Origin of the sequence: Pseudoalteromonas sp. CH_XMU1449-3 (genome assembly GCF_037027245.1) — a bacterium.
Lineage (GTDB): Bacteria > Pseudomonadota > Gammaproteobacteria > Enterobacterales > Alteromonadaceae > Pseudoalteromonas > Pseudoalteromonas shioyasakiensis.
The window spans coordinates 36,571-49,042 of the sequence record NZ_JAYMDY010000005.1 but is presented as its reverse complement, the minus strand read 5'-3'; the positions used below and the strand labels follow the sequence as shown (position 1 = coordinate 49,042).

11 protein-coding genes and 1 pseudogene are annotated in these 12,472 nt (G+C 40.9%); 7 read left to right on the top strand and 5 right to left on the bottom strand.

What is annotated here, in order from left to right; all coding sequences use genetic code 11:
* The first annotated feature begins 197 nt into the window (after positions 1-197).
* From tkt to WA256_RS07925, 3 genes are all read left to right on the top strand, one after another.
* Positions 198-2,189, top strand: coding sequence for a transketolase (gene tkt / locus WA256_RS07935; RefSeq protein WP_054560913.1), 1,992 nt, complete (start codon positions 198-200; stop codon positions 2,187-2,189).
* 294 nt (positions 2,190-2,483) lie between these two features.
* The gene (locus WA256_RS07930) at positions 2,484-2,909 is read left to right on the top strand and encodes a GCN5 family acetyltransferase (RefSeq protein ID WP_335990353.1); all 426 of its coding nucleotides are present in this window, start codon (positions 2,484-2,486) and stop codon (positions 2,907-2,909) included.
* A 105-nt stretch (positions 2,910-3,014) separates the two neighbouring features.
* Positions 3,015-3,374, top strand: a complete 360-nt coding sequence (locus tag WA256_RS07925) for a DUF6559 family protein (protein WP_335990351.1) — start codon at positions 3,015-3,017, stop codon at positions 3,372-3,374.
* Between the two features lie 56 nt (positions 3,375-3,430).
* Here WA256_RS07925 and WA256_RS07920 read toward each other — a convergent pair whose 3' ends face one another.
* Positions 3,431-3,673 (bottom strand): hypothetical protein, encoded by a 243-nt coding sequence (locus tag WA256_RS07920; RefSeq protein WP_335990349.1) that lies wholly within the window; start codon positions 3,671-3,673, stop codon positions 3,431-3,433.
* A gap of 263 nt (positions 3,674-3,936) precedes the next feature.
* Here WA256_RS07920 and ppnP point away from each other — a divergent pair, with 263 nt between their 5' ends.
* The 3 genes from ppnP (at position 3,937) to WA256_RS07905 (ending at position 6,562) form a co-directional block, all read left to right on the top strand.
* Positions 3,937-4,248 carry a pyrimidine/purine nucleoside phosphorylase gene (gene ppnP / locus WA256_RS07915; RefSeq protein WP_054551131.1) on the top strand — a complete coding sequence of 104 codons (312 nt, stop codon included), beginning with the start codon at positions 3,937-3,939 and terminating at the stop codon, positions 4,246-4,248.
* 182 nt (positions 4,249-4,430) lie between these two features.
* Positions 4,431-4,787 carry a ribosome hibernation-promoting factor, HPF/YfiA family gene (gene hpf / locus WA256_RS07910; protein ID WP_054551132.1) on the top strand — a complete coding sequence of 119 codons (357 nt, stop codon included), beginning with the start codon at positions 4,431-4,433 and terminating at the stop codon, positions 4,785-4,787.
* A 602-nt stretch (positions 4,788-5,389) separates the two neighbouring features.
* A complete protein-coding gene (locus tag WA256_RS07905) occupies positions 5,390-6,562 on the top strand; it encodes an NRAMP family divalent metal transporter (protein WP_442961422.1) in 1,173 nt (390 codons plus the stop codon).
* Between the two features lie 120 nt (positions 6,563-6,682).
* Here the strand turns inward: WA256_RS07905 and WA256_RS07900 are convergent, their stop codons facing one another.
* Both WA256_RS07900 and WA256_RS07895 read right to left on the bottom strand, forming a co-directional pair.
* Positions 6,683-7,870, bottom strand: coding sequence for a vWA domain-containing protein (locus WA256_RS07900; protein ID WP_335990342.1), 1,188 nt, complete (start codon positions 7,868-7,870; stop codon positions 6,683-6,685).
* A gap of 1 nt (position 7,871) precedes the next feature.
* Positions 7,872-8,231, bottom strand: a pseudogene (locus tag WA256_RS07895) (AAA family ATPase); the annotation flags it as partial.
* A gap of 264 nt (positions 8,232-8,495) precedes the next feature.
* Between WA256_RS07895 and WA256_RS07890 the strand changes: the two are divergent.
* Entirely contained in the window at positions 8,496-9,335 is an 840-nt protein-coding gene (locus WA256_RS07890) for an AAA family ATPase (RefSeq protein WP_287201675.1), read from the top strand.
* 45 nt (positions 9,336-9,380) lie between these two features.
* Here WA256_RS07890 and WA256_RS07885 read toward each other — a convergent pair whose 3' ends face one another.
* Complete coding sequence (locus WA256_RS07885) at positions 9,381-10,274, bottom strand: HNH endonuclease (RefSeq protein ID WP_335990340.1); 894 nt, start codon at positions 10,272-10,274, stop codon at positions 9,381-9,383.
* A gap of 77 nt (positions 10,275-10,351) precedes the next feature.
* Positions 10,352-12,463, bottom strand: coding sequence for a hypothetical protein (locus WA256_RS07880; RefSeq protein WP_287201670.1), 2,112 nt, complete (start codon positions 12,461-12,463; stop codon positions 10,352-10,354).
* Between the last annotated feature and the right edge of the window lie 9 nt (positions 12,464-12,472).

The following is a 12,472-nucleotide window of genomic DNA, read 5'->3' as shown; positions in this document are numbered from 1 at the left end:
TTTATCTAAAACAAATATGTTTGCATAGTAATTTTACGCCTAGACGTCTATTTAAAATTACTAATAACGTATTGTTCTTAACAAACGCCCATAATTGGTGCATTTAATGCGGATTTTTAATTGCACTGTACCCTTACAATAAGTAAGAATGGGGCTTCATAAACAACCAGCGCAAATACATAAAGGTAGGAGAATTCATGCCATCACGCAAAGAACTTGCAAATGCTATTCGCGTCTTATCAATGGACGCAGTACAACAGGCCAAATCTGGTCACCCTGGCGCCCCTATGGGCATGGCAGATATCGCAGAAGTACTATGGCGCGATTATCTAAAGCACAATCCAACGAATCCAGAGTGGGCAGACCGAGATCGATTTATTCTTTCGAATGGCCACGGTTCAATGCTGATCTATTCTCTACTGCACTTAAGTGGCTATGACTTACCACTAGAGGAAATTAAAAACTTCCGTCAAATGCACTCAAAAACACCAGGTCACCCAGAGTATGGATATGCACCAGGTATTGAGACTACTACGGGTCCATTAGGTCAAGGGATCACAAATGCAGTGGGCATGGCAATTGCCGAAAAAGCGCTAGCTGCACAGTTTAACCGTGAAGGCCACGATATTGTTGATCACTTCACGTATGCATTCATGGGTGATGGCTGTTTAATGGAAGGTATTTCACACGAAGCCTGTTCATTAGCCGGTACATTAGGCCTAGGTAAACTAGTTGCGTTTTGGGATGACAACGGCATCTCAATTGATGGTGAAGTAGAAGGTTGGTTCAGCGATGACACACCAGCGCGCTTCAAAGCATACGGCTGGCACGTAGTAAGCGATGTTGATGGTCATAACCCTGATGCAATTCGCGCCGCTATCGAAGAAGCGCGCAGCATTACTGATAAGCCATCATTAATTTGTTGTAAAACAGTAATTGGTTACGGTTCACCTAATAAATCAGGTAGCCATGACTGTCACGGTGCGCCACTAGGTGAAGACGAAATTAAAGCATCTCGTGAATTCCTCGGTTGGACTGGCGATGCATTTGAAATCCCAGCTGATATCTACAGCGAGTGGGATGGCAAAGAAAAAGGTAAGCAACTAGAAGCAAGCTGGGACGAAAAGTTTGCAGCATACGCAAGTGCACACCCTGAACTTGCTGCTGAATTTAAACGCCGTACAAATGGTGAGTTACCAGCTGATTGGGCTGAAAAGTCACAAGCTTACATCGAAGAGCTACAAGCAAACCCAGCAAACCCAGCAACACGTAAAGCATCACAAAATGCATTAAACGCGTTTGGTCCGTTACTTCCAGAATTCATGGGTGGCTCTGCTGACCTTGCAGGCTCTAACTTAACACTTTGGGATGGCTCAAAAGGCCTAGAAGCTAACGATGCTAGCGGTAACTACATTTTCTACGGTGTACGTGAATTTGGTATGTCAGCGATTATGAATGGTATTGCATTACATAAAGGCTTTATTCCTTACGGTGCTACCTTCTTAATGTTCATGGAATACGCACGTAACGCAGTACGTATGGCGGCATTAATGAAGCAGCCAAGCATCTTCGTTTACACACACGATTCAATTGGTCTAGGTGAAGATGGTCCAACGCACCAACCAGTAGAGCAAATCGCAAGCATGCGTTTAACGCCTAATCTAGTGAACTGGCGCCCATGTGACCAAGTTGAGTCAGCGATTGCATGGCAACAAGCAATTGAGCGTAAAGATGGCCCAACATCACTGATTTTCACTCGCCAAGGCCTAGAGCAACAAACGCGTACTGCACAGCAGTTAGCAGATGTGAAAAAAGGTGGTTACGTACTTAGCTGTGACGGTGAGCCAGAGCTTATCCTTATTGCAACAGGTTCTGAAGTACAGCTTGCACAAGATGCCGCTGCAGAACTTCGTTCACAAGGTAAAAAAGTACGCGTGGTATCTATGCCTTCAACTGATTTATTTGATGAGCAAGACGCTGCGTATAAAGAAAGCGTACTACCAGCAAGCGTTACACGTCGCGTAGCAATCGAAGCGGGCATCGCAGACTACTGGTACAAATATGTAGGCCTAAACGGCGCAGTAGTTGGTATGACGACCTTCGGTGAGTCAGCACCTGCAGGCGAGTTATTCAAGCACTTTGGTTTCACTGTTGAAAACATCGTAAACAAAGCAAACGCCTTGTTCTAAGCTTAAGCCACTAAAATTTAAAAGCCCGCCCTGTAAAACCACAGCGCGGGCTTTTTTATGCCCCGTAGGTTGGGTAGAACGGAGTGAAACCCAACGGTTTTAGCTCTCAGCCATCAGCCATCAGCCATCAGTTTTAAAAGCTCCTCACCGTAGGCGTGAAATTTATTTCGCGCGAAAATTGTGTCTAGCTATTAACCAATAGCTTTGATATTAATAGGCTATAAAAGAAGCAAAAAAAGCTGCGATAAAGCGCCTATTTGTTTTTTTACTTATATTTTCTGCTCAAGGATGGTTATGAAAAGTTATCCAAAAGTGTTGGACCCAAATAAAGTCGGCGAATATGCTGGTTTGGCAAAATCTGGTGGTGGTTACGTGTGGGATGAGGTACTTGAATATCGAGTTTGGTGCCACCCTCATAACGGTGCTCCTGATTTAGAAGAGGGGAGCGATTATTACTATGCTTTCGACACTTATGAAGAAGCACTGGAATGCAGTAATGACATACCTGGAGCTGAAGAGCCACTAGCATTAATTCTCCAGCGTGAATATATAGATGAGCCATCAACAGGCCAGTATAAGCATGTGAAAGAAGAAAGGATCACAGAATGGCCAGTACAATTTCTTGAGCGGCCAAGAAGAACCGAATCGACTATTCCCAATTTTATGTCTGTTGATGCACCAGAAAATAAACTGGATATCATTCGTGGTTTTGCTTCATAGCAATGTAAGGAAAGATATTTGCATTAGCTACAGACACTCTCAGGTTTGTCGGGGGTTACTTGTCAAACTCTTTTAGGAAAGCTTTATAAAAAAGGAGCTACTTTAATGTTTGGTAAAAGTTCTACAATCAGAAAGTATAAATACAAATTAAGACCTGCCTTAGCGAAAAGATACGGTGGCTCTGTAACGTATACAAAAGCTCAGGTTGATAAAACAATAGACGTTATGGGCTTTAATAAAAAACACATACATTACGCATATTTTATGTACTGTGATATTGCAACTTATAAAGCTAATCTCCCTGAAGGCGAATCATTAGAGTCTATGAATAATACGATTACCAATATATCGGGTATCGGTGTTTTAGGAGTGCTCTTAGGTTCATCAATGTTTAGTGATATAGATAGTGGCTCGGACGGAGATGGGGATGGTGGCTTCGGCGGTGGAGATGGTGGTGCATTCTAGTTTTTGCAATTTCCAAGCTAGTATAGTCAAGGTATATAAATAACTAATCAAGGTTATCACCAGATAGTTAGGTTGGTGTGTTTCATCATGAAGAAATCACATAAAAGAATAATCTCTTCAATATCTTCGCTAATAGGTTTGCTTGTCGGGTTCAAGCTATTGGACTTTCTAAGAAGTGATAGATGCTTAGAGTTAAGTGGCAGCTTAACAAATTGGGGAGCGTGTGATTTTGGTAATGCAAGAGCAGAAGCAATACCCATTGGCCTGCCCTCATTGGCTTTAGTAATTACTGTAAGCATTGTTTGGACTTCCCAGAGTTTGCTAGACACCCAATGAGAATTGCAATTTGTTACAGCTCAGAATTCATGACTCAGCATAGATACTCTTTCTCGTAGTGTTTAACTTGACGCGCTAAAGCACGACCTACCACAATTGCTCCTTCGGCTTAAAACTGACAGCTTACAGCTAGCCCGACTTGATTATTTCTCACCCAGCTTCCCTTGAATGCTAAACCGACAACTGGCACTGTCTGTAGCTTAATAACAAAACAACAGGAGTGAGGATGTCTCAGTTTGATAATGTAAGTGTGCTGAAAAAAGCCAATGTGTATTTTGACGGTAAAGTGTCTAGCCGTACTGTGGTATTTGCTGATGGCAGCACGAAAACGTTAGGCTTTATGCAACCAGGTGAGTTTGAGTTTGCTACGAGCAAAAAAGAGTTGATGGAGCTTAACGGTGGCAGTTGGCAAGTGCTATTACCCGGTGAGAGCGAATGGCAAACAATGCAAGCTGGAGAGTCTTTTACCGTTGATGCAAATGTTACCTTTCTTGTAAAGGTCAGCGAGTTTGCCGACTACTGTTGCTCGTACAGTTAATGAGCAGTTGTTAACCTCTCTGAAAAGCCCGTGTGATGCGGGCTTTTGCATATTTTATCCGCAACGCATGATCTAAATCATCTGTGGTTACAATCAATTACTAATTATCTGCAATTTTCGCTTGTGTTAATTCAATTCGCCCCCAATACTAACTGTGAGGTAACAAGAAAAAAGGATACCCTATGAAGATTAATATTTCTGGTCATCATGTTGACGTTACTGAGGCTGTTAGAGCTCATATCAACGAGAAGTTCTCGAAAATTGCTAGCCATTTTCCATCATTAATATCACTCGATATTATTCTTTCAAAAGAACACAATAAGTATCAGGCTGAGATTAGTACAACCTATGAAGGCGCACGTTTATCAGTAAAAGCTGAAGATGATGTGATGTACCCAGCTATCGCAGGTGCTGCTAAAAAACTAGATGCATCACTTAAACATCGTAAAGGGCAAATGAAAGCCAAACTACACGAAAAGCCGGTCAGTACAACACCGGAAATTGCCCACGAAATCATTCAGGAAATGAACCTGAGCTAATTACAGAGCACTAGCCTAAGCGGCTAGACTTAAAACTAAATCTGAAAAAGCCAACCGTTGCGAAACGCTTGGCTTTTTTGGTTTTAATATTTAACTATTAGCCGTCAGCCGTCAGCCGTCAGCCGTCAGCCGTCAGCCGTCAGCCGTCAGCCGTCAGCCGTCAGCCGTCAGCCGTCAGCCGTCAGCCGTCAGCCGTCAGCCGTCAGCCGTCAGATTGAAGTTCCAAAAGTTAGTGAGTTAGAAAGAGTAAAGGGGAAAGTTTGCGAGTTAGAGACGTAGGAGGCGTTTTAACGCCGAACAAAAATGGAGATATTAGATATCAGTCGTTAGAAGTCAGATTAAAAAACCAAAGAGTAGCGAGTTACTTGACACAAGTGGTAGGCAGTCTAGAGTTGCTAACTTGCTAACTTGCTAACTTGCTAACTTGCTAACTTGCTAACTTGCTAACTTGCTAACTTGCTAACTTGCTAACTTGCTCTGCTTCCAATCTCACCTAAAACGCTGTAAGTTGCTTGTTACTAAGAATAAAACACACACAACTTATGCAATCAGCAGTATCAAATTGGCAATCTAAATTAAATGCATTAGGGCCGGGAATTTTAATGGCTACAGCCGCCATTGGTGGCTCACATCTAGTAGCATCAACACAAGCAGGATCATTATTCGGCTGGCAGCTATTTTGGCTAATCATTGTAGTAAACGTATTGAAGTACCCATTCTTTCGATTTGGCATGGAGTACACCCTTGCGACCAAACAAAGTTTAGTTGAGGGCTACAAGCAAAAAGGGCCGGGGTATTTCTATAGTTTTATTGCGCTTAATATTGTCGCTGCGGTAGTAAATACTGCAGGGGTTTTATTATTAACGGCAAGTCTGCTGCACTATGCATTACCTGTCACTGTTTCTGTAACCTTATTATGCTGGCTGATCTTAGCTGTGTGTTTGCTTATTTTGTTGTTGGGGCACTTTAAGGCGCTCGATAATGTCTCAAAGCTCATTATGGGGCTGTTAACGGTTACAACCGTGGCTGCGCTAGTTGTCGCTATTAATAATGGCCCAATGGCACCGGTTGACTATGTAGGCCCGTCGCCGTATGAACTTGTCATGCTTGGCTTTATGGTCGCGCTCATGGGCTGGATGCCTGCACCCATTGAAATATCAGCAATCAGCTCACTGTGGCTAAAAGAAAAGCAGCATCAACAAGCCGTGACAAAGCAACAAGGCTTGTTTGATTTTAATTTGGGCTACTGGCTTACCGCAGCACTTGCGTTAGTGTTTTTCTCATTAGGTGTGTTAGTACAATATGGCCAAGCACAAGCAGTGCAATTAGGTGGAGTTGCTTTTGCAAAGCAGCTAATTGATATGTATGCCCTCACTATGGGCGAGTGGGCAAGGCCACTGGTTTCAGGTATCGCTTTTTTATGTATGTTTGGCACTACGCTAACAGTGCTTGATGGCTACGCCAGAACATTAAATGAGTCGCATAAACTGCTACCGATTAAACAATCTAAACACAGTTTAAACATGTGGTTATTACTACAAGCATTTGCAGGTATGGCAGTGATTTTATTCTTTAAATCAGCCCTTGGCCCAATGCTGACTTTTGCTATGACCCTCGCTTTTGTAACCACTCCCGTATTTGCATGGCTGAACTTTAGTTTAGTACGCTCAGAACCCAGCATTCATCACTCACCTTTATTACGCACCCTAAGCTGGCTAGGCTTGGTTTATTTGGTGGGCTTTGCGCTGGTGTTTTTGGTTTGGAAGGTAATGTAAAGGGAGCTGTCAGCTTTCAGCCGTCAGTTTATAGCTGATCGAGAAGGGGCTTAGTTATTTGTGTTTATAAACAATTGTAACTTTACATTCATGTCTCGGTTTTTATGCTGTTTGACGGCTCTAACTCAACTCCCTAATTGCATTACTAATCCCATCTAGCGTGAGTGGGTACATACGGTTGTCCATTAACTGCTTTATAAAATCAATTGATTGATAATAGCGCCAGTGTTCAACGGGTTGCGGGTTGAGCCAAGCGACTTTATCAAAGTGATTAGTTATGCGGTTTAGCCAAGCGCTGCCGGGTTCTTCATTCCAATGCTCAACGCTGCCACCGGGGTAGGCGATTTCGTAGGGACCCATGGTGGCATCGCCAACAAAGATCACCTTGTAGTCGCTGGTGAACTTGTTAATCAAGGTCATGGTATCAATTACGTTTGAGTGACGACGCTGATTATCTTGCCAAACATGCTCATATAAACAGTTATGAAAATAGTAAAACTCTAGGTGCTTAAATTCGCTATGAGCGACGCTAAATAGCTCTTCGCAGGTATGAATGTAATCATCCATAGAACCGCCGATATCAAACAGCATCAATACTTTTACTGCATTGTGGCGCTCAGGTGCCATTTTTACATCGAGCATGCCGCCTTGCTTTGCAGTTGCGCGGATGGTTTCGGTTAAATCGAGAGTATCGCTTGCACCAGTACGGGCAAATTTACGCAGTTTTTTTAGAGCGAGTTTAATGGTGCGCGAGCCGATTTCACGGTCACTATCAAGGTTTCGGTAGCTGCGTTTATCCCATACTTTTACCGCACGGCGATGTCGGTTACCGTCTTGACCAATACGCACACCTTCAGGGTTATACCCATAGGCGCCAAATGGTGAAGTACCACCGGTACCCACCCACTTATTGCCCCCTGCATGGCGCTTTTTCTGCTCTTCAAGGCGTTGCTTGAGGGTTTCCATGAGTTTATCAAGACCGCCCATGGCTTGTAATTGCGCTTTTTCTTCTTCGCTTAGGTGCTTTTCAAACTCTTTGCGTAGCCAATCATTAGGCAAGTCGTGTTGCTGTTTTAAACTTTCGAGCAGATCAAGGTCGGCCACGCCACTAAAGTAATCTGCAAAGGCTTTATCAAAACGATCAAAGTGGGTTTCGTCTTTTACCATGATGGTACGCGCCAAATAATAAAACGCGTCAACGTCGGCAAAAATAACCCCTTGCTTGAGCGCATTGATCAAATCAAGTAGCTCTCGCAAACTAACAGGTAAGCGGTATTCTCGAAGCTTGAAGAAAAACGCAATTAACATATTAACGGCGGCTCATAAACGCAAGTTTTTCGACTAAGCTAATGTCTTGCTCGTTCTTTAATAACGCGCCAAACATTGGCATTAAGCCGCCTTTTTGGCTTTTATCATGCAGTGTTTTAGCGTCTATATCTTCAGCCATCAGCAGTTTTAACCAATCAAGCAATTCGCTGGTTGATGGTTTTTTCTTAATGCCATTAACTTCACGTAGATTAAAGAACACCTCAAGTGCTTGGCGAACTAAATCTTGTTTAACATGCGGGTGATGCACATCGATAATTTGTGCCATTTCTTCACTACTAGGGAAATCAATGTAATGGAAAAAACAACGACGTAAAAAGGCATCTGGCAAGAATTTAAAATTGGGGGGTAATAAAGACAAAAAGTAAGACTGAAACTTATCATTCCCAATAAATACGTGGGTTTCAGGTGAATCAAAAGCCGCTAACATTAGAAAATTCCCATTAAGTCTTATTTTTTAATTTAAAGTTAAAAAAACTGTTTTTAAGTCTTATTTTTTCAACCCAATATGTTTCTGATTGTACATTTTACATTTTCACAATGCATTCAATTGTATACATAGGAGTGTATAATCATCAAATCTTGTAGGAATTAAGGTTATTGAAAAATGAAATTTAAAGGGTCTGATACCTACTTAGCTACTGAAGAGCTTCAACTCGCAGTCCATGCTGCAATGACACTCGGGCGACCACTATTAATTAAAGGTGAACCAGGTACCGGAAAAACAAGGCTTGCAGAGGAGTTAGCTAATTCATTAGACACAGAGTTGATTCAATGGCATATAAAATCAACGACAAAAGCGCAACAAGGTCTTTATGAGTATGATGCGGTTTCTCGCCTAAGAGACAGTCAACTTGGCGATGAAAAGGTCAATGATATTAGCAATTACATAGTTAAGGGGAAGCTTTGGGAAGCATTCGAATCAAATAAACAACCTGTTTTATTAATTGATGAAATTGATAAAGCCGATATCGAGTTTCCAAACGATCTATTACTTGAATTAGATAAGATGTGTTTTTATGTCTACGAATTAAAAAAAGAAGTCGTTGCAAAGCAACGTCCAATAATTATCATCACAAGTAATAATGAAAAGGAACTACCCCCTGCATTTCTGAGGCGATGTTTTTTTCATTACATTAATTTCCCAACTCGCGATGAAATGACTAAGATCATAGACCTTCATTACCCTAATATTCAACAGAATTTGCTGACTGAAGCTTTAGAGGTATTCTTTGGGTTAAGAGAAATAGATGGACTAAAAAAGCAACCATCTACATCTGAACTAATTGATTGGCTGAAGCTATTGTTAGCAGACGACTTGGCTCAAGAAACACTGATAAATAAAACTTCTGATGTAATTCCATTATTCGGTGCCTTACTCAAAAATGAACAAGACACTAGTCTACTAGAAAAGCTAGCTTTTATGAGCCGTAGACACTCTCGCTAATCTAACCGACTGAAAGATTATTAATCTTTAATGGAAACGATGGAGCTAACAGTCAGATTTTATAAAAAATTGACTGTTATGCTCAGCCATATAGTTTTCAAATCGTTCTCGGTGTAAATTACTTAACCTGTCGGTACATAACTCGTAGCCAGCCTCTATTCCCAGGCCTTTTAGTGTGGATGGGTCAATCTTAGACGATAGTTTCAAAATGAATTTTGAGCCTTGTTTAACAAAAGTTAGTAAGTGCGCGTCAAAAAGTTTATCAATATGGGCACATAACAATATCCCGTTTGCACCATCAAGCCGCTGTTCGTTACTGTTGCATTTCGACCAAGGAACTATATGTGATGCGATCAGCATTTCACGAATATTCGTAAGGGTCAGAGCACAACTTTCACCGTTACCCCAAGCGTCTATAACATTTTGCCTAAACTTACCTTGACCGATGCGAGCTAAAACCATACTTTCCCGCTCAGTCTTCTCAACTATTGTGTCGAATATGTCAGTTACGTCTTGAGCAACGCTCGACGGCGCTTTTTTAGAAACTCTAACATCATGATTACCAACAGCGTAGTAATCTCCATTTATAACCTCAAGAGACATATCTGAGACAACTGCGATGTAATCTTTTATCTTTGCTCTTGTTGTTCCTGTTTTTTTGTCATATTCCTCTCCCAATATCATAGGGAATGTCTTTAACGAATAACCTTCATTTTCAACGAGTCCAATATACTCTATAGCTTCGCCATAAGCGTTTTGCTTTCGCCCTAACTCATTTCGCTCCCAATTCGTGGACATTATTAGCGCCCTGTCAGGTTCAGTATGAACATCCCAAGCACCAAAAATAACTACTTTATCGGCATGATTTACAAAAGCCCATCCATAGCGGTCGTTTCGATTTGTAGCTCCGTGATATTCCATAAATTTTTTTCGAGACATCGTTTTCTCATTCATTATTTGGTTAACTATTGTGGGGGATTTATAGGTGCCTATCCATACTTCCTATATAATTTACCCTATACATCAGCAATTATTTTGTCACATTCTTTCACGACATATTCGGGAATTAAGTCAAACTGAGTAGGATTTAACTGAAAAATAAACTCATTCTCAATATGGTAAGTTTCGTTAATGAACTTTCGAATGACTGAGTTTCTAATTCCATCAATGTCCGATAGGATTCTGGTTAACTGGAGCTTTTCGTAGCCATTAGTGCTTGCATGATATAAGCCTTTTATATGTTCGCCATCATTAAACATGGCCACTAGAGCATCATACTCAGTGGCAAGAACAGGTATAAATTCACATATTTCATTTACACCTGTACCGAGAACATTTGCATGCATCAATTGAGTTTCACCTTCAACAGACTCTATTCTGTGATCTACAGGCTCAATGCGCTTCTTAAATATGTTGGAAAGAACTTGATAAGCATCACCTAAGTCACCTAAAACTTCGTATCGTCTACGCAGGTAGATTAGTTTTATGATTGGGTCGATATTACTTTGCAATATTTGTTCGCATATTTGCACAAAGGTCTTAATATCATCGCTATTGATTCTTTGTTCCCTAATTTCCCCATTCTTGAGTTGCAAATAAGCAGCCGATACTTGGTTGTTGAATTGCCCTCTAACTGACCTCAAAGTGTCAATGATGGGCTCAACATCATGCGTCAACATTAGAACAGTTCTCCCCTTGAAGCATTCTCTAGCCTCACGCCGAAATAACATTTGCATAATGGCGTACTTCTTGTTTTTGTCGAACGATGAAATAGGGTCGTCAAGAATTATCAGGTTTGGGTTTTTAGCAATACACTCATACATGAAAAGCACTATTGAAAAAGCGTTCCGCTCGCCAAAACTTAGGTGCTGGCTACCTCCGCTAAGGTGACTTGCGAGATCTAGATGACGCAGTTTTAGTTGTGATTGTTCTCCTTTACCTACAATTTGTACTTGATAGCGATACCCTGCAAAAGTCAGAAAGTCATTAATATCTTGTTGATGCTTCTCAACAAGGCGCCTCATTTCGGCTCGTTGTTGATTAAGCTTTCCCTGCAATGGGCCTGCTTTCTGTATTAATCCATCAACTGACTGATTGATAGTATCAATAGCTTCTTTTGTCTTATCAGAGTTCAATACATCGAAAAATTGAAGGTCAATCTTATAGGCATCTAGCTTTTCTCTAACATTGTCGCCATCTTCAAAGTCAAAGCCGGTAAGGCTTTTTAACTTTGTAAGCTTTAGCACCAAATCATCTATTTGAGATTTGACGGTTACGAGGAATGTTTCATGCTCTTTTTCTAGCCCATTTTCTAAAGATTTTATAACGGTTAATTTTTCAAGTGCACCATCAGAAAAATACTCGCCTAACTCATCAATCACACTGACTATTTTCACCAAGTTCTTAATGAGGTTTTTATCGTATTCATCTCCAACCCGAGCAATTATTGCTTTTTGGTCAGTTGAATCGTTTGTGCAAAATGGACATGACTCAGACAAATGAGAAAATTCATTGTGTCCTTTTGATTGCCAATCAACCCAAGTTACACTCTTTTCACTTTGAATGAATGGCTTATAAGACTCTAACCCCTTAGGGATATGATCAATTTTATTGGCACCTGATAGTGCTTTAGCTCCTGTAGATGTCTTTGCTAAGCTACCAGAAGCTGTGACTTTAAACGCACTAGACAACTCTTGTAGATGAGTTAAAAAAGCATCTAGATCAGGTGAATTGTCAAATTGCACTCGCACTTCTTGTATAAACCCTTGTATTTCTTCTTCTTTTTCTTTGTAAGAATCAGTTCGAATAAATATATCAAAGCTATTATTTACTAGCTCATCGGGTTGAAAGGTGAATTTATTTACGTATTCCTCATTAAAACAAAGCACTTTAAAGTCAGGCTCCACTCCAATAACCTCAGGTTGAATGTTATCTGGATTATCTTCACGAAGCTTGAAAGGTAATAGGCTAGCCAAATCCGCCTCATCATTCATTGAAGCGAACAAAATTGCTTTAGAAATAGTGCTTTTGCCTGTTCCATTCGGAGCAAATTTTATATTTAGTTTATTTAGTGCAATTGAAATATCTGCTGTATTGATGCTATTACAATTGTTAATTTTAATGTCCATATCCTATTT